Here is a 25,764-nt window from a genome sequence, read left to right as displayed (position 1 = left end):
ACCAACCCAATCAAATATTACTTCAACAAGCTGATTAAACGTAAAGACCGCATTTGATGGTATTCGTCAAAAACAACCAACGTTTTAAAATCCTGCTGCAAGTCCTATTCTGGCTGAGCAGCCTGGCTTTTGCGCTGAGTTCGTTCTATGTTGTTTCTGATTATCACTTCAATCCGGGCAAAGATTTCTTGCGTGCGGTGATTCTGAATACCGGATTCGCCTTTGGAGTTTATGTAAACCTTTTGGTTTTAGTGCCCAAATTACTGAAACGAAAAAACTATATTTTTTATACGTTCTGGTTGCTGATTACCCTCGCCATATCGTCTTTGATTATTTTGTCCTTGCTTTATTCCTTGTTGCATTTTAGCCGGCCCCAGCTTTTTTCATCCTACTTTTTCACCACCGGCTTTTATGTTGGCATTACGTCGCTGGTGAAATTTGTAAACGACTGGCTCAGAATGCAGGACATTGAACTTCGATATAACAAAGTTGAGCGTGAAAAACTGGAAGCCGAACTGAACACGCTAAAGGCGCAAATCAACCCACATTTTTTGTTCAATTCGCTCAATAACATTTATTCGCTATCGTTGTCGAACTCGAAGAAAACTCCGGAAATGATTCTGAAGCTGGCTGATTTAATGCGGCATGTGCTCTACGAATCACGCGAAAACTTCATCAGCCTGCAAAAAGAAGTTGAATTTATCCAAAATTTCATCGAACTGCAGCGCATTCGTTTGTCGCCTAAAACCGATGTTCGATTCGAAATAACCGGCGACTACCAAGACCAGCAAATCATTCCGCTAATCTTCGAGCCTTTTGTTGACAATGCGTTCAAGCACAGCTGCCAGTCGGTTGGCAACACTTGTTTCATTCATATTCAGATTGATATCAAAGGCGACTGGCTTCATTTTAAAGCGATGAATAATTACGACGAAGATCATCGACCGTCGAACAGCAAAGCCCACGGCATTGGGTTGGAAAATGCAAAAAAGCGTTTGGAATACCTGTATGGAAAAAATGAATACCATTTAGATATCAGCAAAAAAGAAAATATCTTTAGGGTTGAATTGGAACTTCCACTAAAAAGAACGAGATGATTAAAGCAATAATCGTTGACGATGAACCACTGGCGCAAAATGTCATTCTGCAATTTGCGAACGAAATTCCCGGGCTTGAAATCACCTGCGTGTGCAATAACGCACTGGAAGCCAGCAGCAAGCTGAAGGAAAATCCGGTTGATTTAATGTTTCTGGATGTGAACATGCCCCGGCTAAGTGGGCTGGAACTCCTGAAAAACCTGACCAACCCACCGCTGGTTGTTCTAACCACAGCCTATTCGGACTATGCCATGGAAGGTTATGAACTGAACATTCTGGATTATTTGAAAAAGCCGTTTTCGTTTGAGCGATTTTTCAAGGCTGTTCAAAAAGCGGAAGACCAGCTATTGCTTCGGCAGGCCCATAAAAACGAGAACGATTCGAACTACATCTTCATCAAAGCCAACAAAAAAACCATCCGTGTGGAGTTTAAATCGATTTGTTACATCGAAGGACTGGGTGATTACATTAAAATCCACCTGAAAGATAAGCACCTGGTCACCAACCTGTCGATGAAAAAGATGGAAGAACTATTGCCAGCCGACCAATTTTTCAGAACGCATAAATCGTACCTGATCCGGTTAGACCAGATTCAAAGTATTGAAGGCAACCTGGTGAATGTGAACGGCAATAAACTTCCGGTTGGCAATAATTTCCGCCAGGAATTTCAGGATCTGATCAACAAACATGTGATCAAGTAGATTGATCTGAATCCCTTATTTGCAGCTACAAATTAAACCCCTGTTCGCGCAAAGTCTCCAGCAGTTTGGCTGAAAAAAATTCGTTGTCCGGCTTCTTGTAGCGGACGTCGGTAAACACCTGTGCCAGGTTTTCCTTTTGATTCTCGGCTACAAATTGCTTCGAACTGGCTAAACCTTCCTTCGGTGCAAAAAGCTTGTCCACCTGATCTTTACTCCTGTCAGCATATTTTTCGTCGTGCACAACGGCCTCCAAAGGCAAGCGATCAGTCAACGGCGGCTCTTGATTTGGATAACCAAGCACGATGGCCGTCACAGGTACGACACCTTTGGGCAATTCCAGCTCCTCAATAAACTCTTTGGCATTGTACAAGGCTGTTCCCAGGTAACAAATCCCCAAGCCATGCGATTCGGCCTCAACACAAATGTTCTGTGCAAACAGCGACGCGTCAATTGTGGCATTCATCAACCAAAGCAGGTTGTTGTAGCCCGCGTTGGCCTCCCGTTGATCGCACCACTGGTTAAACAGATTGATGTCGGCGCAGATGGTCAGCAAAACTGGCGCCTGGTTGACCATGGGCTGGTTGAAATGCAAAGGCGCCAACTTCGCTTTCCGTTCGGCATTACGGGTAACAACCACGCTGTATAACTGCATATTGCCAGTATTCGAAGCCCGTGTTCCGGCTTCGATAATCTGACTCAGAAGCTCTTCGGCTATTGGATCGGCTTTGTATTGACGGATAGATCGGTGTTGAAATAGAAGTTCCATAATCTGGTTGTTGATTTTTTTTTGATTCGACACCGGCAAAGTTAAGGATTTCTTTCGATCGGCATCGCGTCCAAAACGCAAGTATGCCCAATCCCGAAACCGGTAAAGTTGGCCAAATGGCGCGCTTTTTCTTGACCAAAAAATAAGGGGAAACCAACGGTCTCCCCTCACAATTCAATCAATTTTAACCAATCTATTATTGCTTGACAATTCGTTCTGTTCTTGCAATTTTGTCATCCTGATCAACCAGCGTAATGAAATAAATTCCACTCCGCAAATCACCCGTTTGGATGTTTTCCGTTGGATTCACCAAATCCTTTACCCGCTGACCAGCCACGTTGGAAATGATGATCCGTGAAAGTTTACTGGCATTTTTAACGGTGATATAACCATCAAAAGGATTCGGATACACACTGAATTCCATCGAACCACCCAGCTGGTCATCAACTGCAGTCGCCCAGTCACCTGTCCTGAAAGTCCAGGTCGTTTGGTCGTTCAGTCCTGCAAATTCATTTCCGGCGGCATCTTCAAATGTCCCGGCATCGATATTCACAAAATACTCCACCTGACGATCCAGTCCACCAACTTCAGGGTCATACTCATAAGTTACGGTAACCACAGTCCCATCGATATCATCGGCTGTAAAAGGAATCACCAAACGGGCTTCGCTGGCCCCCACCTGCGTGATCACCAGGTTTCCACCGGCACTTGTCAGGATTACATCTTCGCTGAAGGTAATCACAAACTCAGGATGATTGTCATCCAATTGTCCGGTAGGCGTATAGTCAACCAAGGTTGGCGCCGTGTTATCGCCAATGGTGTAGGTAAATTCAGCTCCGGCGAAGGTATTGCCTGCGGCATCAGCGATTGCTGTACCAACCGTGAGGGTAAGCACGGCTTCATCGGCTCCGCTCATCGCCACGGTAAATTCACTCGCTGTTCCGGGGGTATAAGTTCCACCAGTAATGTCGCCTTCAGCAATCGTTACCTCCCGGTTGAAAGTCAGCACCACATCGAAGGTTTGTGTCATGTTATCGCCCGAAGCAGGAACAGCGGTTAAGCTGATTGGATCTGCCGTGAGCATCACATCGTAAGTACATCCGCGCGAATCCATCACGGTGATGGTATTTTCGCCTTCAATCAAAACAAAGTCAGGACCTGCCGCTGCTGCACCGTTTAACTCGTAAGTGTAGGGTGCTTCGCCTCCGGCTGGTGTCAGGGTGACCTCAATATCGTCCTGAGCAACGGTCGCTGTCAGTTCACTTTCAACGGGCGTAAGCGTTATGTTTTCAGATGCATCACCACATTCGTATAAGGCATATCTCACGTAGAATTCATAGTTTCCTTCGTTCGCATCGACGTAGGACAAACCTTCCAATTCGACGGTTGCGTCAAAAGGAGTCCATGCGGAAAGTGCACCTTCTACGCCACCAACCACCGGAGCGTAAGCCACTTCAAACGTATGGCCTGGCTCGCCGGATGCAGAAACCATAACTGTTACTGACTCTTCACCAAAACAAGTTAAATCTTTAACAGAAAATGTAATATCCATGACCTGATCAACCTCGATTGATTCAGACATCACTTCACAGTTTCCATCCATGGCTTTAACGCTGTAGGTTGCACCAATTGGAACCACAAATGATGGGATACTAACCACTGACCCGAAAGGCATTTCGTTCTGATAAAGCTGGTATGTATACGATCCGCTTCCGCCTTCGACGGTAGTTTCCAACCAAGCCTCTGTGGCATCAGGACAGGAGAAAACGCCTTCAACCTTGATAAATTCAGTGATCACCAGCTCGTCGGGTTGCGTAATTTCAACGCTTGTTGAAGTGGTACACCCACCCACAACTTCGGTGACCGTAATTTCATACGTTCCCGCAGCCAAATCGCTGATCACCATGCCTTCAATGTCAACACCGTCCACCGACACCATATAGTCTGTACTTTCACCACCATCGATATTGGAAACGGTAATTTCACCATTGGCATCGCCATTGCACAACACCGGGCTTGTAATATCTGTATCGAAGGTTACCGGGGGAACAGCGTCCTCAATTTCAACGCTCCATTCGGGAGCTGATTCGCCACCAACCATACAACCCATACCATCTGCATCGGTGACCCAAATGACAAAAGTCGCAGCGGTCTCTACGGTTACGCTTACAGTTCCATCTTCACTGGCAGGCGTCCAGCTTGTGGTTTCGCCGGGCAACATTTCGGTTGGCACCATACCTGTGCCTTCATCAACCATCGCCCAATAATACACGTATCCTTCAACACCACCGGAGGCCGAAATTGTAAATTCGCCAGCTTCGGTACAGCCAATGTGCCGATCAACGGTAGCTTCAAGCATTAAGGCTTCAGCCGGCTCCCATATACTAAGATCAATCGCTTCGGATAAACATCCGTTTCCATCTCGCACAAAGACGCCATAATCGCCGGCAGCCAAACCGGAAACATCAGCAGCGCCATCGACAACAGCAGCCGTTGTCACGAGCGCATCGGCAGCGTCATACACTTCAACCACATATCCGGCACCTTCGGTTCCACCACCAACACCAGTCACTGAAATGATCCCGGTAGTTGCACCTTTGCACAACAAATCCTGCGCAACCTCTGCTGAAAACACAATGGGATCAATTCCCTCAATTGTTGTTGTGGCCATCCCTTCACATGCTTTGCTATCTGTAGCAACTACCGTATAGTCGCCTGCGGCATAACCCGTCATAAAATGATAACTTCCGCCAGTAGTCACAGCCGTTTCAACTTCATTCCCATCGGCATCGTTTAAAACTACAGTATACTCCGCATCATTACCACCCTCTACCGCCACCAAGATATGGCCTGCCTCATCTGAAGGACAAGCAGCGGCGGAAAAACCAGGAGTTAAGGTGAGCGTAATGGCATCAGGTTCGCCAATTGTAATTTCCTGAGCGTCCGTTTCGCACCCGTAAGCGTCTCTTGCCCGAATTTGGTACGTCCCGGCACTCGTCATCACAATATCCTTTGTTGAACCGGAGATACTCCGCCATCCTTGGTTTGAAACCAGAATCTCATACGGATTTCCAGCATCGAAAAAGCCGCCGGTAACCACAATGTGGGCCACACCGTCGCGGGCTCCATTACACGAAATATCTTCCGTTGTTACCGTAAAGCTAAGCGGATCAACATCAGGAGCCGTAATGATGAGTTCATTAGAAACACATGCTGTTGCAATTTCCCGAATGCTGACCGTAAAGATTGTACCTTCGGCCACCTCAAATTGAGGAGAAGCAAGAAAACCATTTCCCGCAAAGTTGAATTCGTAAAGTTCAGCAGCGTACCCCTGAACTTCATAGGTTAGCGTGCCCCCATCACAAACAGGCCCGGCCAACACCACATCACTTTCAACGATTTCCAGCGTGCACTCCTGGGCATAGCTCCAAGAGGCCAGGCAGCAAAAGCCGACAAGTAATGTTAGACTAAGAAACCGAGTAAAATTTTTGCTCATAGAATTTGATTTAAAGATTGTATTTAATTGATCATGCGATATAATATTCTAATTTAATCATTGACAACCAAAACAATACGATACCCTTTCCTCCAGAGGAAGAGCGTCCAGCTTAAGTAAATTGATTGTTTCATATTGTTTGTTTCAGGATTTGATGTTTTTAACCTTCACTCACCATTCCATTTTCATTGACCTGAGCTGATTCGCCCTCGCCGGCGATCAGTGGTACGAAACCCCACCTTCGTCGCCGATACGGGACAAAATCATTGGGCCAAAACATAAATATAAGCTTGAGATACAAAGGTGCGGAGTAAACATTTTCCCCATAGTCTTCGGTTTTAGTCGTTTCTGTCTCATCATTGAACCTAAGCCTTCGAGGCATTTTTTCAACCATTTGAGACATTCCTTACAAACCTATGAAATTTATCACCAAACTACAAGCACTTTTTTGGAACAAAAAAAGCATTTTTTGCACAAATGGTCCAATTTATAAACATCCGACCTATTGAGCCTGTGACCGTTCGGCAAAATCGAAAACAACAGCTAAACTTAATTATCTAATAAATAAGCGAAAGTCAGCGCGAATCAAAATTCTCCCGAAAAAAATAAAACCAGTTGTTGGCCGTTAGTACTTTTGTGTCAGTTCTGCTAAAACAATATCTTTACAGCATGAGCATTAAAGGAAAAACAACGACAGCGATAGCTAAAAATCTAATTTTCATGGTTGGTTTACTGGTGGTTGTGGGCTTCAGCTCCTGCAAAACATGCCGATGTCCGGCCTACAGCCGATTGCCCGGAGAGAACAAATCCCCGAACTTAAATTCAGTCCCATCGGACACAAGCAAACGGGCACCGCACGATGCACTTTTCTACGACACAACTGCGGCAAACACAGGCAATTTAGCAGGAGACTCCAACAACACACCAAGCTGAAGTGGCCACTTCATTGCGAATAATAACTTCAACAATAAAGGGAATATCTGCGATTGCCGGGCGTACCATGCGACGGCATCATCAATTGGAACAACCATTCAATCGAATCCTCGTATGTCCTTTTACACGCCAACATTAACTGTACTTTAAACCCTGATCAAAAAATCCAATTCAAAATGGAAAAATTTGATCTTCTTAATTTAAGTTAGTTATTTTGTGGTGCTTTAAAAAAGTACTTAAAAGCTAATAAATCAAAACAATAATCTTTCATTAATTTTTAAATTATCAACTATGTCAAAAATTAAAATCGGTATCAACGGATTTGGTCGGATCGGTCGTTTTGTTTTCCGTCAGGCTATTGCAAAAGGAACTATCCAAGTTGTTTCAATCAACGACTTGATCGATGTAGACTACATGGCTTACATGCTAAAATATGATTCAACTCACGGACGTTTTGACGGCGAAGTTTCTGTTAAAGATGGCAAACTGATCGTTAACGGTGACGAGATTCGCGTAACAGCAGAAAGAAACCCAAAAGACATTAACTGGGGTGCTGTTGGTGCCGAATATGTTGTTGAGTCAACTGGTCTTTTCCTGACTAAAGAATCAGCTCAGGGACACCTTGACGCCGGTGCCAAGAAAGTAGTTTTCTCAGCGCCTTCAAAAGACGACACGCCAATGTTTGTGATGGGTGTAAACGAAAAAACTTACACCAACGACATGAACTTCGTATCAAACGCATCATGCACAACCAACTGTTTGGCTCCTGTAGCTAAAGTATTGAATGACAAATTCGGTATTTTGGAAGGCTTGATGACAACTGTTCACGCCACGACTGCCACTCAAAAAACTGTTGACGGTCCTTCAATGAAAGACTGGAGAGGTGGCCGTGGAGCTGGACAAAACATTATTCCTTCTTCTACTGGTGCTGCTAAAGCTGTAGGTAAAGTTATTCCTGAATTGAACGGAAAACTGACTGGTATGGCATTCCGTGTTCCAACTCCTGACGTTTCAGTTGTTGACTTGACCGTTCGTTTGGACAAAGGTGCTTCGTACGAAGAAATTTGTGCAGCCATGAAAGCGGCTTCTGAAGGCGAATTGAAAGGTATTTTGGGATACACGGAAGACCAAGTTGTTTCTAACGATTTCGTTGGCGACACACGTACTTCAATCTTCGACGCCGGTGCTGGGATCTCTTTGTCGCCAAACTTCGTGAAAGTTGTTTCATGGTACGACAATGAAATGGGTTACTCAGCAAAAGTTTGCGAACTGATTCAGTACATGGACTCAGTGAAGTAATTAAAGCCAACTCTCCCAGAATTTATCGGGGAAAGATGATATATAAGAAAAGGTGTCAGGAAACTGGCACCTTTTTTTGTTTGTCAAAAGATTCTGGAAGATTTGAAAAGTTGGCGGCAGAGCCAAAGATTTCGTGATCGAATCGATAAATTCTCGGTAGAACTCAAAAATTGGCGGTAGAGTCAAAAAAATTCTTGGTAGAATCAGAAAATTCCTGGTAGAACTTAAAAGTTGACGGTCGGTTTGAAAAATTTTCGGTAGAACTCAAAAATTGGTGGTCGATTCGAAAAACTTCTCGGTAGAATCGTAAATTTCTTGGTAGAACTCAGAAGTTGACGATCGGATTGAAAAGTTGGCCGTAGAAAGCTTATTCGTGCCGCAGGCTTTCAATCGGATCCATTCGGGCTGCTTTTTGGGCCGGGTAGTAGCCCGAAACAATACCCACGCCAAAACAGACGAATACACCGGTAATAATCCAAAGCCACGGAACAATAAACGAACTACCGATGAGCATCGAAACCATGTTCCCCACGAAAATTCCCAACACAATTCCCAAAGCGCCGCCAATCTGTCCAATAACCACGGCCTCCATCAAAAACTGTTGCCTAATCAGGCTCGAATTGGCTCCAGTGGCTTTCCGGATGCCAATCTCGCGGGTTCGCTCAGTAACCGACACCAGCATAATATTCATCAGGCCAACTGCCGCTCCAAACAAAGTAATCATTCCAATAATGGTGGCCACCAAAGTGATGTTCTTAATATTATTCAACAGCATATTCACCAGGTTGTCGCTCTTTTCAATATTGAAATCGGTCTCATCAGATGGGCTCAGGCCCCTGATAATGCGGAAAGTGCCCTCAGCTTCGCCAATAGCCGCATCAACCAGCTGCGTATTTTCCACTTTCACCTGGATGTTGAAATTCATTTGCGGCCGCGAAAAATAGGTCCGGACATTGGAATACGGGAGCAAACAAATTTCGTCACCACCATCACCAAATCCGCCTCCTTTCGACTTCAATGTCCCCGCAACGCGATAACGCCCGCCACCAATACTGATTTCCTTTTGCAGCGGATCTTCATTCTTGCCAAATAAACGCCGCACCAAACCCGCACCAATAACGACCTGATTCGCCCCCGATGCCAGGTCGGCTTTCGACAAATGCCGTCCCCTGTCTATTTCGAAACCCGATGCCAGCAGGTAGTTTTCATCCACTCCACGAACGGTCACATTCGGGTTTGACTTCTCAGAGCCATATTTAACCGTGGCTGTACCCGTAGCTGATACCGAAACCGAAACCAAGGCCGGAAAATCAAACTGCTCCTTAAATTCGCGGGCCTGGTAATAATTGATGTACGCATGATTCTTTGTCCGCACCCGCTCGTTGCCAACCTGCACATTCATTCCCCGCGAGGTAATTGAGAAAGTATTGGCCCCCATGAAGGTGAACTCTTTGGTAATCGATGATTTAATGGAGTCGATCGCCGTCAAAATTCCTACCAACGCGGTTATTCCAACAGCAATAATGAGCACAGTCAAAATTGTTCGTAACAAATTCGACCGAATTGACTGAAGTGAAATCTTCAGATTTTCATAGAGTAATCCGCCGTATCGCATAAAATATCGTTCGAATGAAAAAAAATACAAGACAATCAAAAAACGGTTCAAGTTCAAAATTAATTTACACTAAACCAACGAACTTGCCCATAAAATATTCGAATTTAAAAATCAAATATTCATCGAATTCGCGAAGTATCGGTTCAATATGTCACGAAAGGTGCCCAGCTCAAAAAATAAAAAATGAACACTAAGAAACGAGCCACCAATTGGTTATATCCGCCATTTTGGCAATTAATCTTTTTTAACATTTATTACCTAACCTTTCCGAACTGATCGCCGTTATAAAAGCCTGTGTGCAAAGAAAAACAATCATTACATCTGTATTTTCAAAATCTCATTTAAGAAAACTGAATGATTTATCAATTAAAAATAACATCTATTGAGAATATTGATTTTGTGCGAATCGTTGAAATAGATGCCGATAACACTTTTGCCGATTTGCACTGGTACATTCAACGATGTTGCGGCTACAGCTCCGATCAACTTGCTTCATTTTTTACAGCCGGAAGCAACTATGGCACACAAAAAGAAATTACTTTTTTAGATTTTGGAAGAACAAGTTCCCAGACTGAAATTATGGGAAAAACGACGCTTCAGAACATCCTCTCAGAGAAAGGGCAACGATTGCTCTACGTTTTTGATTTTTTTAATGACAGATCTTTTTATATTGAATTAACTGAAATTTACATGGAAAAGCATCTTCAAGAAAACAAAGTCGCCTATAAACAAGGTGATGCCCCTGCTCAAGTCCTGGAAGAAGAACTACAGGGCCAGGGTCTCGAAATTCTCAATCAGGAGAACAGATACCAAGATTATGGTGATTTAGATGATTATACCGAAATTTTTGGCGAAATGGAGGACTTAATCGAAGGGGACTAAGACGGGTCCCCTTCCCTTTTTTCCCAAAACAACTACCTTTGCCCTGTACTACGCAAACAAGACATGAATAAAACATTACTCGTCGTTCAGGGACCCACCGGAATTGGGAAAAGCAACTTAAGCATTCAACTGGCCAAACATTTTCAAACCGAGATTATTTCGGCCGATTCCAGGCAGCTTTTTAAGGAACTTTCTATTGGCACAGCAGTTCCAACTCCGGAAGAGTTAAAGCAAGTGCCACATCATCTGATCCGCTCCCACTCCATACTCGAAGACTACAACGCCAGCCGTTTCGAAACGGAAGCGCTTGAACTCATCGATCAACGTTTCAAACGGCTGGACCTGTTGGTTATGACCGGCGGCTCCATGCTTTATGTTGATGCCGTGTGCAAAGGGATTGACGACCAGCCGGATGTTGACTTGCAGATTCGCGAAAAACTGATGCGCGAACTCGAGGAAAAAGGAATTGAACATCTGCGCCTTCAATTGAAGCAGCTCGACGAAACTTACTATCAACAAGTCGATCTGAGAAACCCCAAACGACTAATTCGCGCGCTTGAAGTTTGTTTAATGACCGGCAAACCATACTCCTCCTTCCGAACAGAAACAACCAAAAAACGCCCGTTCCAAATACTGAAAATTGGGTTGAATATGGACCGGGAACAATTGTACGACCGAATCAACCAACGCGTGGACCAAATGATGCAAGCCGGGCTGGAAGCGGAAGCCAGAAGTATTTACGCGCACCGACATTTAAATTCGCTGAACACGGTTGGCTACAAAGAGCTGTTTGCCTGGTTCGATAAGGAAATCAGCAAGGAAAAAGCAGTGGAACTCATCAAACGAAACAGCCGCCGTTACGCGCGAAAACAACTAACCTGGCTGAGAAAAGACGAGGCCATCCATTGGTTTGAGCCTCACCAAACAAACGAAATTATCGCGTTTATTGAGCAAAACAGAAAACAATGAGCCAAGCCATTCCTACCAAATTTACCATTCGTGTTTATGGACTTTTCATCAACGATCTAAATGAAATCCTGATAACGGACGAATTTCAGCTCAACACCAAGATGACTAAATTTCCGGGCGGAGGCCTTCATTTTGGAGAAGGGCCCGTGGACTGTTTGAAACGCGAAATGCGCGAAGAATGTCAGCAGGAAATTGAAGACATCAAGCATTTTTACACCACCGATTTCTATCAGAAAGCACTTTTTTACGATGATCATCAACTCCTCAGCATTTATTATACGGCAAAAATAAAGCCTCCGGTCAATTTCAAAATCTCGACAATACCTTTTGATTTTGAAATCATGAAAAACGGCAGCCAGTCGTTCCGATGGGTCGAACTAAAAACACTCAATCCTGACGAATTAACTTTCCCAATTGATAAACATGTTGCAAATTTGCTGAAAAGAGCAGAAATTTAGCGTCTGGAAAACAAAGGATGATACGACGGGCATCGTCCATTTGCCAATGAAACAAAGCAAGGCAAATTGAGAAATCACCATAAACAGATGACAAAAACCATTAAAATAATTGGCCCGGCTTACCCGTTTCGCGGAGGGCTGGCCGCCTACAACGAACGACTTGCTGAAGAATTTCAGAACCAAGGACACCAGGTTGACATTGAAACCTTCACCATGCAATACCCCGGCATACTGTTCCCCGGAAAATCGCAGTATGTTGAAGGGAAAGCACCGGAGCACCTGAAAATCAAACGGACCGTCAATTCCGTCAATCCCCTCAACTGGGCCAGAATAGGAAATCGTATCCGGCGGGAGAAGCCCGACCTGCTTATGGTTCGCTACTGGCTGCCATTTATGGGGCCTGCTTTGGGCACCATTTGCCGCCTCATTCGAAAAAACAAACACACCAAGGTTATTTGCCTGGCCGACAACATCATTCCACATGAGAAAAGGCCCGGCGATCAGCTGCTAACCAGCTACTTCATGAAGAGTATTGATGGCATGGTGGCCATGTCTCAATCCGTACTCAACGACATTGACGCTTTCAATCCCAAACTTCCACGAGCGCTTTGCCCTCACCCGCTGTTTGACAATTTTGGCGAGCGGCTGAACCAATCCGAAGCAAAAAAACAGCTTCAACTGGAGCCAACAACCAGCTACCTACTGTTTTTCGGTTTTATCCGCGATTACAAAGGACTGGACATTTTGCTAAAAGCGATGGCGGATGAACGCCTTGAAAAACTTCCGGTGAAGCTGATTGTCGCTGGGGAATTTTATACCAAACCCGAACCTTACCTGCAATTGTTGTCCGAGTTGAATTTAAACGAACGCGTGCTTCTGCACACCGACTTCATACCCAATGAACGGGTGAACCAGTATTTCAGTGCAGCGGACTTGGTGGTGCAACCCTACAAAAGTGCCACCCAAAGCGGTGTCACTCAAATTGGATATCACTTCGAGAAAGCCATGCTCGTGACCAATGTGGGTGGCCTTTCTGAAATTATTCCGGATCAGAAAATTGGCTATGTGGTTGAACCCAACGAAACGGCCATTGCCGATGCCATCGTCGATTTCTACCAAAACAAACGACAAGTTGCTTTCGAAGAAAACATTAAAGAAGAAAAGAAGAAGTTTTCCTGGCAAAAAATGGTCGATGCCTTCCTGTCGGTTTATGACGAGATTGGCTAACACAGCGGTGGAACACGCTTCAGAAAACGATAACTTACCAGCCTGAACAAATATAGCAGCTGATTCCTTTCATTAACGATGGGTGAAATTTGGGCTTATCAGAAGATCATTGAGTCCGGTTTTTCTAAGAAATAGTCTATATTTAACCCTCGCAAATTGAATCGTGTCAACACTTGTAGGATAAAGGAGATGAATAAATTGCAAACCAAAGCAGAACAGCGGTTAATTGCTGACTACTACGATAATTTGACCAATACTTTCGGCCAGCGCATATCCGACGATGGACGTGAGCGCATTCAAAAAGCTTTTGAATTTGCCAACAGTGCCCATGCCGGTGTTAAGCGAAAATCAGGCGAACCTTATATAATTCACCCACTGGCTGTTGCCCAAATTGTTTCGAGCGAAATGGGCCTGGGAGCCACATCAATCATCTCAGCCATTCTACACGATGTTGTTGAAGATACCGACTACAATCTGGACGACATTCAAAACCTTTTTGGCGAAAAAGTCTCCAAAGTTGTTGACGGACTGACTAAACTATCGGATGAAATTACCGCCCAACACGATTCGAAACAAGCCACCAACTTCCGGAAAATGCTGATGACCCTCTCCGACGATGTCCGGGTCATTCTGATTAAGCTGGCCGACCGGCTGCACAACATGCGCACGCTCGACAGTATGCCACTGCCCAAACAACTGAAAATTGCTGCCGAAACGCTCTATATTTTTGCCCCCTTGGCTCACCGCCTGGGACTTTATTCCATAAAAACGGAGCTGGAAGACCTTAGCCTGAAGTACAAGCAACCGGAAACCTACAACCAGATTGTCTTCCGGCTGCACAGCCAACGCGAGCGACGGGAATCCATGATTGATGTATTCGTCAAACCAATTCAGGAACAACTGGAAAAGGAGGGCATTGAGTTTACGGTTTCCGGCCGCCTTAAATCGATTTACTCGATCTGGAATAAAATGCAAACCAAAGGCGTGTCATTCGACGAAGTGTATGATTTGATGGCCATTCGGATTGTATTTAAACCCAAACCCAACGTGTCGGAAAAGCGGCAGTGCTTTGACATTCTCTCGTTAATCACGGACATTTACAAGCCAAAACCCGACCGGATTCGTGATTGGATTACCATTCCCAAGGCCAATGGCTACGAAGCGCTTCATGTTACCGTGATGAGCCCGCAAGGAAAATGGGTCGAAGTTCAAATCCGGACCGAACGCATGGATGAAGTGGCCGAACGTGGTTTTGCAGCCCATTACAATTACAAATACAAAGGTGTTCAATCGCCCGAATCGGAGCTGGACAAATGGCTGGAAAAGATCAGGGAGATGCTGCAAAATCCGGAATCGGATGCGATGGAGTTTTTGGATGAATTTAAAATGAATTTGTTTTCGTCCGAAATTGTCATCTTCACACCCAAAGGCGACATGATCAACCTCCCCAAAGGAGCAACCGTCATCGACTTCGCCTACGAAATCCACACCGATCTCGGGAATCATTGCATTGGCGCAAAAATTAACCACAAGCTGGTTCCCGTCAGCTATGTCTTGCAAAGTGGCGACCAGGTCGAGCTCCTGACTTCAAAAACCCAATCGCCCGACCTTTCGTGGCTTCAGTTTATGACCACCGCCAGGGCCAAATCGAAGGTGAAGCAGGCCTTCAAAATGGACAAAAAAATGCACCTTGAAAAAGGACGTGAAATCATTGAAAACAAACTTAAAGAACATAAGATAAAACCTTCTTCCGATACGTTAAAAAAGCTAAGCTCGCATTACAATCTTTCAAACAAAGACCAATTGTATGCCCATGTTGGTATGGGGTTCATCCAAATCGACGACTTGGAAAGCATTTTAAAAACACGACGCGAAAATAAACTGGCCAAATACTGGAAGCTGTCGTTTGGAAAAAACAAAGACGAAGAAAGCGAACTGGAGCTCGAACTGCCGAAAACTCAAATCAATAAAAAAAATACCTTTTTACTGAAGGAAGATCCCGACGAAACCAACTACACGCTCGCCAAATGTTGTCAACCTATACCCGGCGACAATGTGCTCGGGTACATGACCTCAAATAACCATGTAATTATCCATAAGCGCAATTGCCCCGAAGCGAACAAACTGATGTCGCAGCAAGGCGACCGAATCATTACGGCGGAGTGGACCAATTTCAAAAAAAGATCCTATCTCACCCGCATCAAAATCAATGGGTTCGACCGGGTTGGAATCGTTAGCGAAGTCACCAACATCATCTCCAAACAAAACAACATCAACATGCGCACCGTGCTGTTTGACACGCATGATGGCATTTTCGAAGGCGATCTGTTTATCTACATCCACAACCTCGATGACTTGAATAAACTAATTTCCCGATTAATGAAAATCAAAGGGATAGACACGATTGAACGGATTGAAAAAATCGAGAATTAGTTTTTATTTAGTCTAAACAATCCTTTATTTTTACTATTTTTGAGCTCTATTTTAAATTGGTTTAAATATGAATAACCATAAGACTAAAGATACTGTGAAGAATATGTTCACAGAATATCTGGAGAAAAATGGGCATCGAAAAACCCCCGAAAGATTTGCCATTCTCGACGAGATTTACTCGCGCGAAGGGCATTTTGACATTGAATCGCTCTATATTTCAATGAAAAATAAGAACTACCGGGTAAGCAGGGCGACACTATACAACACCATTGACCTGCTGCTGGAATGCAAGCTGGTTGTGAAACACCAATTTGGAAAAAACATTGCCCAATTTGAAAAAGCATTCGCCACCCTGCAACACGACCACCTGATTGACATTAACAACGGAGTCGTTAAAGAATTCTATGATCCCCGTATTCGGGAAATCATTGAAGAGGCCTGCCTAAAATATAATTTTAAGCTTTCTCACCATACCTTATACATATATGGGAAAAGCATTGAATCTTAGTTTGTTTTATACTCATTATAAATAAACAGCCTCTGCTGAAACAGAGGTTTTTTTATGCCCGAATGAAAAAATAATTCTTAATTTTATTGGCCAAATAATTTTCAATTCGGCACCGTAGAAAGGAATCCACCTAACAGATTCTATTTCTGCGGTTTAATTATGCTTGAAAATTTGTAAATCAAATAGAATGAAAGTAGATGTTATTTTAGGTCTCCAGTGGGGAGACGAAGGAAAAGGAAAAATTGTTGACGTCTTAACCCCAAAATATGATGCCATATCCCGGTTTCAAGGCGGCCCCAATGCCGGACACACGCTTGAAATCAACGACTTTAAACAAGTGTTGCACTCCATACCCTCGGGAATTTTTCACGAAAACAAAGTGAACCTGATCGGAAACGGGGTGGTTCTGGATCCTTTAGTGTTTAAAAAAGAAATTGAGTCACTCAAAAAATACGGTCTCGACCTACGCAAAAACCTATATATTTCGAAGAAAGCCCATTTAATTTTACCGACACACAAATTACTTGACGCTGCATCTGAATCCGCAAAAGGCGATACCAAAATCGGCTCGACACTCAAAGGAATTGGACCGACCTACAAAGATAAAATTGGTCGCGATGGTTTACGTGTGGGTGATTTGGGCCAAGGCTTTGAGCAAAAATATGCCGAACGAACCAACGCCCACAAAGAACTGCTCGAGAAGTTTTTTCAATTCGACTATCAAGAACTGCTCACCGAAGTGGAGAAAGACTGGTTTGAAGGAATTGAAGTGTTGAAAGAATTCACTTTTGTCGACAGCGAACACATGGTGAACGATCTGTTGCTCGATGAAAAATCGGTGCTGGCCGAAGGCGCCCAGGGAACTCTACTCGACATTGACTTTGGCTCATACCCATTTGTCACTTCATCAAACACCATTTGTGCCGGAGCCTGCACCGGACTGGGCATCGCCCCGCAAACAATTGGAAAAGTTTTCGGCATCTTCAAGGCCTATTGCACCCGTGTTGGCATGGGGCCTTTCCCAACTGAACTTCACGACGAAACTGGGCAGAAGCTGCGCGATGCAGGAAACGAGTACGGATCGACAACGGGTCGCCCGCGCCGCTGCGGCTGGCTCGATTTGGTAGCACTAAAATATTCAATCATGATCAACGGCGTAACCGAACTGTTCATGATGAAAGGGGATGTGCTGGATGATTTTGACACCATTAAAGTTTGCGTGGGCTATGAAATTGATGGCGAAGTGGTTGACAAATTTCCGTTTGAACTGGACGACAAGGTAAAACCCATTTACGTGGAGCTTCCCGGATGGAAAACAGACTTGACCAAACTGACGCACCAAAATGAATTTCCGGAAGAGTTGAATAACTACATCAATTTTATTGAAGATGAAACCGGACTGCCAATTACCATTACATCGGTTGGACCAAACCGCGACCAAACCATCCTCACAGGGAAAGAATAACAGCTTCAGTTGATAAGAATAATGAAAAAGAGCCTCGATCTGAGGCTCTTTTTCATTGTTTTCACTTTCAATCCTTTCCAGATTTCAGTTAAAATATTACTTTTAGACGACTTATTTCGAATAACAATACTGTGCTGTTGCGAAATTTCGACGATTTGGACTTTCTTGTGCTTGTGAAAAAAGACTCGAGCGCAACAGCAACAATATGAACTGGTTTACGTCAGGTCGAAACAAGTCATTGCGATTTGAGAGATCGATAATAAAAACCGGTATGTTTTTTTTATCAAGCGGACGTTCGAAAATTTTTCTGTGTAAGAAAAGTTTTGGATAGCAGTTTACTGAAACCAAAAAATGACTGAACGTTTATGGATATTGTGCGCCCAACTTTAATCCTCGACAAAGAGGTATGTTTACGAAACATTGATCGAATGGCTCAAAAAGCCAAGGCCAAAAACCTGCTCTTCCGGCCTCATTTTAAAACACACCAATCGGCAGCTGTGGGAGAATGGTTTCGCGATGCCGGCGTAACTGCCATCACGGTATCATCCGTTCAAATGGCAAACTATTTCGCTAAACATGGCTGGGATGACATCACGATTGCAATCCCGGTTAATATTCTTGAAATTAACCAGATCAACGCTCTGGCCAAGAAAATAAAGCTCAACCTATTGGTTGAAAACCGGGACGCGATGACCCAACTGGCCAAGTTTATCAAATCGCCTGTTGGCTTATTTATTGAGATTGATACCGGCCATAACCGCACAGGAATCATGGCCAGCAAAACCAACCAAATTGATAACCTATTTGAAATTATCAAACAAAATCCGGCCATTCAATTCAAAGGATTCCTAACCCATGCCGGCCACACCTACCAGGCGAAAACCCGGCACGAAATTTACAACTTTCATTTTGACGCGCTGCTGAAAATGCGTTCGCTCAAAAGCCGTTATAAAAAAGACTGGCCCGACCTCATTGTTTCTATGGGCGATACGCCCTCGCAAAGCATTTGTGAAAATTTTGATGGCGTAGATGAAATTCGGCCGGGAAATTTTGTTTTCTACGACCTGATGCAACTCAAACTGGGCAGCTGCAATTTTGAAGACATTGCCATTCGGCTGGTGTGCCCGGTCATTGCCAAGCATGGTTCGCGCAACGAGATTACCATTTACGGCGGTGCCATTCACATCTCCAAAGATTCCATCATTAACATTGACGGGAAAAGCCTTTACGGTCAAATTGTGGTGCGCCAGGGTAAGGAAAAAATTCTGCTCGATGAAAAAAATTACCTGTGCGGCATGTCGCAGGAAAATGGAATTTTGAAAATAACCTACAAAGACTTTCACTTGATCAATGTTGGCGATTTGGTTGAGATTATTCCAGTCCATAGCTGTCTCACCGCAAACTTAATGGGCAGTTACTACACCACCGAAGGCGAACACTTACCCATGATTCCCAAAGCTCACGAACACTCCAGCTCCCGGGCTAAAGCCTCAACGTAACTCGTCAGCGGATACAGTTTCTCATCGTACCAAAGCGAGGCAAAATACAAACCAATCGGCGCGGCTTGCAATCCGTTTTGCTGGTAAGTTTTATCCAGCCAGCCAAACCCGGCCTGGCATATCTTGCAGTGCTGCTTACCGGCCAGTGCAGAAATTGCCAACGCGGTTTCTTCAATCGTTCCCGGCATGGCTTCTCCTCCACCCCAGCTACCATCTGCGTTCTGGACTCCCACTAAAAACCGCTCACCTGATTCGACCAAACTCCCAATTTTAGCCCGAATATTGGAATCGAACCAGCCATGCTGTAACACATCTTTCAAATAAGTCAGCACTTTGGCTGTTCCATAGACCGGATTGGTATGATTGGCTGTGTGCTGGTTTCCAAACCATAAAGGCAACCAACTGCCATCCTGCCGCTGGTGTTTCTGAAGATAATTAAGCATCCGCAAAAAAGCTTGCCGATAGGCTTTGAAAACAACAGGACTGAACTCGCCGTGGTAAGCATTCAGGCAGGCAGAAAAAGCCAATAAGCTATGCCCGGTTAAATCCGCACAGCTTTGATCAAAGGGCAGCTTTCCCCAACCTTTGGAGAAGGTTGGAACTCCACCATCGCTGTTTTGAAGCTTCAACAACCAGCCGCATCCCGCCAAAACGACTCCCTTCACTTCTTCCTTGGGCTGAAGTTGAAGCAGAGCCAAAATCGCTCCCGGTGTGTCATCGCCATCGGGAACCGAACCACTGTGGTTAGTCCATCCCCAGCCACCGGGGGCGCTTCGGTTAAATGGGTGAACCTGCCGATTTTGAATACTTCTTAAATGATCAGTCAAGCGGCTTTTCATCTCCGGAGTCAGTACTTCATCCTTTTTCGTGCGCAAAGCTTTGACAGCTAAAGTTGTTACCCAGGTCGACAAGTTGATGTCAATGGGCCAGCTTCCGTCAGCACGCTGGGTTTTCTTTAAAAACTGAATACCTTGTTCAACCACCTCCAGATCACGATATCCTGCTTCAATTAAACTTAAAACAACAAATGCAGTGAGCGGAATGGCCTCCAGAAACCCGCCACTCGCTGGCATCAACCGGTGCAGCAAGGCCAATGCCGGCTTAATCGACCAATTTCGCACCAATCGACCGAATGCATTTGACGGCTTCTTCTTGAAAACCACAATTCCTACGGCAATCAAAGCCGGAATCGCATAACTGACCACGCTCAAATTCAGCACTCTGTAAAACTTACCGGGCAACAAAGCCAGTTCGAAAGGCAACTGCGGAATGTGCCTAAACGCCTCGCCACCGGGAACACCACACAAGCCACACAGCGTCAGGATCGGGACTGAAAACGTATAATCTTTCTGATAATGATTGAGAATGACTTTGGCAACTTGGGCGGAATGAACATCGATGTTTTGCGAAGCCAGGTAGCCTGCAATTTTTACTTGCAATCGAGCCGTTGAGTCATCCGAGCGGGCATACAGGTTGGTCGCTGCGTAAACCAGCAAACTGGTACTCACATTGCCTGGGCTTTCGGGCGTATCGCCAAAGCTGCCATCGCTATTCACATTTGATTGCAGCCAACTCAAACCTTTTTGGATTTCTGCATGGTGCGCTTTCGGATCGTGAAAGTGCAAAGCAGCGACAGCAACTGCCACACCCAGCGCACTGGATGACAATTCACCGGTCCAAAAACCCTCCGGATTCATATCACCCAATAGAATTTGGGACAGTTCATCAAAACGGCTTTGTAAATCTTGTTTTGTCATCTTGTCTTTTACCAGTTAATGCAGTCCACTGTAGGTCTAACATACCAGATATCAGGTGTTTAGGAAATTTTTGCTCACTTATCGGCAATGATTGATTTGACGTAGTCTTCAGGAGTCAATACACCAATACTGCTCTTTGCGTAGTCTTTTACGTTCCTGGTTAAAATCACATCAATAAAACCTGATTGAACAGCAGCAAAATTCTGCAATGCGTCTTCAAAATCCTTAAATCCTGAACGTAAAGCTCTATTTATCACCTCTTTGTCCACCAACAAAACATCCATAATTGTTAATAGTTGGCTAAGCTTTTCAATAACCTTCTCATGCTTTGCGTTTCGTCTCAACAGGTAGTATGTATTACTGCAAATCACCGGAGTGACAAATCCTTTGATTTTTTTTGATTCACAGAGAGAAAAAACCTGTGCAGCATACTCAGAAAATGGCTCCCTGTCAAAGAAAAAATCCAAAATAACATCGGTATCAATTAGGACCTTATTCATGTGACAGGTACTTTTCAGATAGCCCTTTGGACAATTCTTCCTTATAGTCAAAATCCTTTGCCGCTTTGAAGGAGCCTCTTAACGATTTTGTCAAGGGAGTTATTTCGACAGCGCTACTACGCTCCTCCTTTGTAATTACCATTAAGTAGTTTTCTATGATATCAGACAAACTACGACCTCTTTTTTTGGCATACTTCTTCGCCCTTGCTATAATTCGTTGCTCGATTGTTAAGGTAAGTTTCGTATTCATGACACTCCTGTTTTTCTGATATTTTATACGTGTAAATGTACAAAGAAGGTTTTGCTCGTACAAGTAGATCCATTCAGGAACGATTAGCCTACGCCCAACGTTCTAATTTAATCATCTGCCAAACTCCCCAACGCCAGCAAGCCATAAAAGGTGTATTCCAAATCGCGGGTCAGGTCGCCATCGCCCGACAGGAAAGCACCCCGATCAAAATTTTGCTGAATAAAATCGAAGCATGTTGGTGCGATCAGTCGAAGGTCGAATCCGGTTTTCTGCAAAGCAAACAACGACACGCCCATCGACAGCATATCGCCGGTTTCAACCTGCTCAAACGCTCTAAACCCAATATCTTCCTTGAAATAAGCGAGCAACTGCTGCTGCATCTTTTGACTTGGTAAACCCACTTCGCCACGGGCCACCGTTAAGGCGGCAAGCAAACTACATGGTGCGCCCACTGGCGGTTGATACCAGCGCAACAGCAGCCGCACAAAAAAATACAGCCAGCCCTTTTTACCATAGCGGGCATCAAAAACCAATAAAAATAAGAAAAGCTGATAGGAAAAGTTAACGGGATGGACGTTCTTTAAAAGTTCTCTAAAAAATTGGAGCCGACCTTCTTTTTTCTCAAAAAAAGCTTGTTGAAGTAACATCAGGGCAAAGCGGTCAACCGGATTCGTTTCTTCCTTCCGCTCGCGAACAAATTCTTTCAGATGTTCCAACTCGGGGCGCAATTCCAAAGCCGAAGCCAGCCAAAAACCAAACAGCGAATAGTACAAATCCGGCTGTTCGCCCCGATCCATAAAGCCACCACTGCGGTGTTGCCTGTCAACAACAAACCGGACAACTTCCTGCCGACTTTCCTCATCAAGCAATTGCAAACCGGCGTGCACGCGATGAATAAATTGTTGGTAAAGGGGAATATGGTTCTTTTCGAGACGCATAGCAGCCAGGATCAGAAAACTTTGCCCATCACGCCGTATAAGCTGAGCTTCAGTTTCAAATTCTGTAATTGATCCAGTTCCTGGTAGCATTTATCCACATACAATTTCAAAAATGCCTCAGCATGCCGGTCAACCTGCTCGTCAACAATTACCTGACGTAACTGAATGGAGTCCATTTTTTCCAGCTCAGCCAAGCGAAGTTGGTGCCCATTTTCAGAGAACCGTTCATTCAACAAGGCCAACAGAAACGGAAAATGTTGCATTTGCTCCAGCGAATCTTCTTCGCGGAATTCATTCAGATCATCCCGAATCTGGTAGGCGATTCCAAACCAGTCAGAGAAGGTTTCCAGTCTTGTCAGTTCATCGGCCGGTGCTCCTCCGTTAATCGCACCAAGCAGCAATGCTACTTTCACTGCCTCTCCGGTTTTCTGGGTGAAAATTTTCAACAGCTGATCCACCGCCAGGGAACGGAAGTCAGTGCCCAACATCAAATCGGCACCCTGCCCGGTGGACAGATTGACGTGCGAGGAAGACACGACACGCAGGGATTCGGCCAAAAGCTTGGGTTCAACAGGCAGGTTGGCCAGCAGTTGGTACCCTTTGCCTATCAGATAGTCGCCCACGTTGATGGCCACTGGAATGCCGTGCGTTTTATGCAGGGTTTCCTGATCATACCGAAAATCATCGTCATCTTCAATATCATCGTGGATAAGCGAAGCCTTGTGAAAACATTCGATAATAATGGCCAATGCCATGGCAATTTCTTCGCGAACTTCTTTTGAATAGGAACGATAAGCCAGTACCGTCAACAAAGGGCGAATCCGTTGGCCACCCATCACCAACATGCGTTTAGCCAGTTTCTCGGTCACATCTTGGGCGCGAAAAAAATCCTGCAAGGTATATTCCGTAAAATAATCCTGTACCTGATCTTTCAGCAAGGAAACCGAAAGGGGTTGTTTCTCCGGATTTGGCTTCAACTGATGCATTTCCTCAAACAACCAGCCATAATCGACATTGGTATTTTCGCAACCATCGTGCAACAATGGCAATCCCAAAACCGGCACAGCGGCACGCGAGACCGGCTCGAACGAGCGTTGGAGCACCGGCATGCAGCTTACACCAATCACCGCGTCAATCGCTCCCTCCTCAACCAGACCAACTGCTACGGTTGTTCCTTCGGCCACCAAGGTGGTATACCCCAAAGCTTCGGCCTTGTTCAGCACCGAATCAATCTGGCAGCCTTTACATCCGGCACAAATCAGACCCAGCGAATCCATTTCGGCCTGGCAGTTTAGGGCATTTTTCAGGCACTGGGGCAACAACAGCAACCGACGATCAAAAGGGGTGGCCGCCACCACATCGCGCCAAATTTCATTTCCACAAAGCACAATGGCAAAGTCCAGGTAATCGGTGTTTACCTGTAGATTTTGAACAACCTCCAGGGCCAGCGCTTCCAGGCGGTCAAAGTCAGCAGGCGGTTCGATTTGTTTTTCAGCGACCAGCCGAACCGCTTCTTTCCGCAGCGCATTGCGCAACCTCACATCCGTTGGTACTTTGAGTAATCGTTGTGTTTTGATCATCTTCTTATCCATATGCGCCCAATCCAAAGAAAGCACGTTTTTTTGCAAATTTATAAGCCCAGCTTTTCTCGGGAATAGGCTTGCCTGAACCATGACTGCAAACCTTCTCCATCGCCCGTAAACGTTCAGCTTCATCATCCCGTCCCGAGGTGTCGGCAGCCTCATATTTTTCAACGAAATCAACCAGCCACTGCGGATCTTCCATGATGATGCAGCCCGAGGTTTTCTTCGGAATTTCTACTTTCAAATCTCTTAGAAAGGCAGAAGAACGATAAATTTCCGCCAAGGGTTTTTCGCCAACCCGGTCGGTGGCAAACTGGATCACCGGGCAAGGCTCAATGTAGCCCGACGCGTTGATGTGATGGCTCAAGCCGCTGGCCGCCGGGCACAGTCCATTTCCTTCGCCATCCCAATAAGCATCAATAATCGCCAGATCATATTTCGTACGTGCCTCCACCATGTGGCTACGCAGTTGTTCAATTTCTTCGCGGCTCAGACTCAGTTCAACCGTGGCATTTTCGCCCACCGGACGGTAAATGTAGTACCACAGGTAAGTCACCCCTTTTTTAATCAGCGAGTTGATAAATTCGGGCGACATGGCCAGTTCCAGGTTCGACTTGCAAACGCTCATCGCCACTCCGGTAACTAATCCTGCATTGGTCGCGTGGTCAATCGCTTCGTGGGTTCGCTGCCACACGTTCGTTCCTCCCCGGCGAACATCCGCCACTTCTTCATCGCCTTCGAAACTAATCAACGGAGTGACGTTGGCACATTTGCGCAATTTTTCAGCCACATCAGCCGTAAGTAAGGTGCCGTTGGTAAACAGCTGAAAATAGCAATCTGAATGTTTTTCAAATACCTCGAAAAGTGGTTTGTACAGCAGTGGCTCGCCACCCAAAATTCCAAAAAAGTAGGAGCCTTGCGCTTTGGTTTCGGTAATGATCTGATCGAGTTGTTCAGCCGACATCCGGCTGTTTTTTTTCTTGCCCATCACCCAGCACCCCTGGCAGTTCAGGTTACAATCGTCAGTGACCGAAATGAAGTGGAAAGCCGGGAAGAATTCGCCCTTTTTCAGGCGGTTCTGAAAACGGTTAAAGCTGAGCACCCCTTTGATCCCCAGGTTATAAATAAACTTATAGAGACACCGTTTGTCTGTTTTAAACAGTAGTTGTTTCAGCATTCTTCTTATTCTTTTTCCTCAGCTTGTTAAAACGTACCTAAGCCCATTGAATAGTGATTTGTCCGTTATTTTTCACCCACCCGGTTCCGGCTGGCCGGAACCTCCCTCCCTTTAAAAAGGGAGGGCCGGGGTGGGTCCCACATCAAATAAGCTAAAAAATGTTCTATTTAATTCGAGCAAATACTTTAATAAGTTGTCGTATGTCAATACT

Annotated in this window: 20 protein-coding genes; 11 read left to right on the top strand and 9 right to left on the bottom strand. The window is 45.0% G+C overall.

Translation table 11 applies throughout. The features are described from left to right. Positions 1-56 precede the first annotated feature (56 nt). The gene (locus NC99_RS19165) at positions 57-1,097 is read left to right on the top strand and encodes a sensor histidine kinase (RefSeq protein WP_053187750.1); all 1,041 of its coding nucleotides are present in this window, start codon (positions 57-59) and stop codon (positions 1,095-1,097) included. After that, positions 1,094-1,798 (top strand): LytR/AlgR family response regulator transcription factor, encoded by a 705-nt coding sequence (locus NC99_RS19160; RefSeq protein WP_053187747.1) that lies wholly within the window; start codon positions 1,094-1,096, stop codon positions 1,796-1,798. Before NC99_RS19165 ends, NC99_RS19160 begins: the two co-directional genes overlap by 4 nt. Before the next feature lie 25 nt (positions 1,799-1,823). On the opposite strand, the gene NC99_RS19155 is transcribed toward NC99_RS19160, so the two are convergent. Beyond that, complete coding sequence (locus tag NC99_RS19155; protein WP_053187756.1) at positions 1,824-2,564, bottom strand: nitroreductase family protein; 741 nt, start codon at positions 2,562-2,564, stop codon at positions 1,824-1,826. Positions 2,565-2,760: 196 nt separating this feature from the next. Then, positions 2,761-6,060, bottom strand: a complete 3,300-nt coding sequence (locus tag NC99_RS19150; RefSeq protein ID WP_053187744.1) for a T9SS type A sorting domain-containing protein — start codon at positions 6,058-6,060, stop codon at positions 2,761-2,763. A gap of 1,224 nt (positions 6,061-7,284) precedes the next feature. Here NC99_RS19150 and gap point away from each other — a divergent pair. Then, entirely contained in the window at positions 7,285-8,292 is a 1,008-nt protein-coding gene (gene gap / locus NC99_RS19140; protein ID WP_053187738.1) for a type I glyceraldehyde-3-phosphate dehydrogenase, read from the top strand. Positions 8,293-8,659: 367 nt separating this feature from the next. On the opposite strand, the gene NC99_RS19135 is transcribed toward gap, so the two are convergent. Further along, positions 8,660-9,844, bottom strand: a complete 1,185-nt coding sequence (locus tag NC99_RS19135) for an ABC transporter permease (protein ID WP_204375062.1) — start codon at positions 9,842-9,844, stop codon at positions 8,660-8,662. 417 nt (positions 9,845-10,261) lie between these two features. Here NC99_RS19135 and NC99_RS19130 point away from each other — a divergent pair, with 417 nt between their 5' ends. The 8 genes from NC99_RS19130 (at position 10,262) to NC99_RS19095 (ending at position 19,348) form a co-directional block, all read left to right on the top strand. Continuing rightward, positions 10,262-10,789 (top strand): IS1096 element passenger TnpR family protein, encoded by a 528-nt coding sequence (locus tag NC99_RS19130; RefSeq protein ID WP_053187735.1) that lies wholly within the window; start codon positions 10,262-10,264, stop codon positions 10,787-10,789. 63 nt (positions 10,790-10,852) lie between these two features. Beyond that, entirely contained in the window at positions 10,853-11,758 is a 906-nt protein-coding gene (gene miaA, locus NC99_RS19125; protein WP_053187732.1) for a tRNA (adenosine(37)-N6)-dimethylallyltransferase MiaA, read from the top strand. Then, a complete protein-coding gene (locus tag NC99_RS19120; protein WP_053187728.1) occupies positions 11,755-12,216 on the top strand; it encodes an NUDIX hydrolase in 462 nt (153 codons plus the stop codon). The genes miaA and NC99_RS19120 overlap by 4 nt, the downstream gene beginning before the upstream one ends. An 87-nt stretch (positions 12,217-12,303) precedes the next feature. After that, positions 12,304-13,443: a glycosyltransferase gene (locus NC99_RS19115; RefSeq protein ID WP_053187725.1), complete on the top strand. Its 1,140-nt coding sequence runs from the start codon at positions 12,304-12,306 to the stop codon at positions 13,441-13,443. A 189-nt stretch (positions 13,444-13,632) separates the two neighbouring features. Further along, positions 13,633-15,876 (top strand): RelA/SpoT family protein, encoded by a 2,244-nt coding sequence (locus NC99_RS19110; protein ID WP_053187722.1) that lies wholly within the window; start codon positions 13,633-13,635, stop codon positions 15,874-15,876. 67 nt (positions 15,877-15,943) lie between these two features. After that, positions 15,944-16,384: a Fur family transcriptional regulator gene (locus NC99_RS19105; protein ID WP_053187719.1), complete on the top strand. Its 441-nt coding sequence runs from the start codon at positions 15,944-15,946 to the stop codon at positions 16,382-16,384. 187 nt (positions 16,385-16,571) lie between these two features. Then, entirely contained in the window at positions 16,572-17,849 is a 1,278-nt protein-coding gene (locus NC99_RS19100; protein ID WP_053187716.1) for an adenylosuccinate synthase, read from the top strand. Positions 17,850-18,214: 365 nt separating this feature from the next. Further along, positions 18,215-19,348, top strand: coding sequence for an alanine racemase (locus NC99_RS19095; RefSeq protein WP_053187713.1), 1,134 nt, complete (start codon positions 18,215-18,217; stop codon positions 19,346-19,348). Here NC99_RS19095 and NC99_RS19090 read toward each other — a convergent pair. The 6 genes from NC99_RS19090 to NC99_RS19065 form a co-directional block, all read right to left on the bottom strand. Next, positions 19,309-21,105 carry a prenyltransferase/squalene oxidase repeat-containing protein gene (locus NC99_RS19090; RefSeq protein WP_053187710.1) on the bottom strand — a complete coding sequence of 599 codons (1,797 nt, stop codon included), beginning with the start codon at positions 21,103-21,105 and terminating at the stop codon, positions 19,309-19,311. The genes NC99_RS19095 and NC99_RS19090 overlap by 40 nt on opposite strands. 74 nt (positions 21,106-21,179) lie before the next feature. Further along, positions 21,180-21,605 (bottom strand): type II toxin-antitoxin system VapC family toxin, encoded by a 426-nt coding sequence (locus NC99_RS19085; RefSeq protein ID WP_053187707.1) that lies wholly within the window; start codon positions 21,603-21,605, stop codon positions 21,180-21,182. Next, the gene (locus NC99_RS19080; protein WP_053187704.1) at positions 21,598-21,855 is read right to left on the bottom strand and encodes a DUF6364 family protein; all 258 of its coding nucleotides are present in this window, start codon (positions 21,853-21,855) and stop codon (positions 21,598-21,600) included. The genes NC99_RS19085 and NC99_RS19080 overlap by 8 nt, the downstream gene beginning before the upstream one ends. 107 nt (positions 21,856-21,962) lie before the next feature. After that, the gene (locus NC99_RS19075) at positions 21,963-22,793 is read right to left on the bottom strand and encodes a hypothetical protein (RefSeq protein WP_053187701.1); all 831 of its coding nucleotides are present in this window, start codon (positions 22,791-22,793) and stop codon (positions 21,963-21,965) included. 11 nt (positions 22,794-22,804) lie between these two features. After that, positions 22,805-24,385, bottom strand: a complete 1,581-nt coding sequence (locus NC99_RS19070) for a polyprenyl synthetase family protein (RefSeq protein WP_053187698.1) — start codon at positions 24,383-24,385, stop codon at positions 22,805-22,807. Beyond that, positions 24,378-25,553 (bottom strand): radical SAM protein, encoded by a 1,176-nt coding sequence (locus tag NC99_RS19065; protein WP_053187694.1) that lies wholly within the window; start codon positions 25,551-25,553, stop codon positions 24,378-24,380. The genes NC99_RS19070 and NC99_RS19065 overlap by 8 nt, the downstream gene beginning before the upstream one ends. Positions 25,554-25,764: the final 211 nt, after the last annotated feature.

It is taken from the genome of Sunxiuqinia dokdonensis (genome assembly GCF_001270965.1).
In the GTDB taxonomy this organism is placed as follows: Bacteria; Bacteroidota; Bacteroidia; order Bacteroidales; family Prolixibacteraceae; genus Sunxiuqinia; species Sunxiuqinia dokdonensis.
The sequence above is the reverse complement of the archived record's forward strand: the minus strand, read 5'-3'. Positions and strand labels throughout refer to the sequence as shown.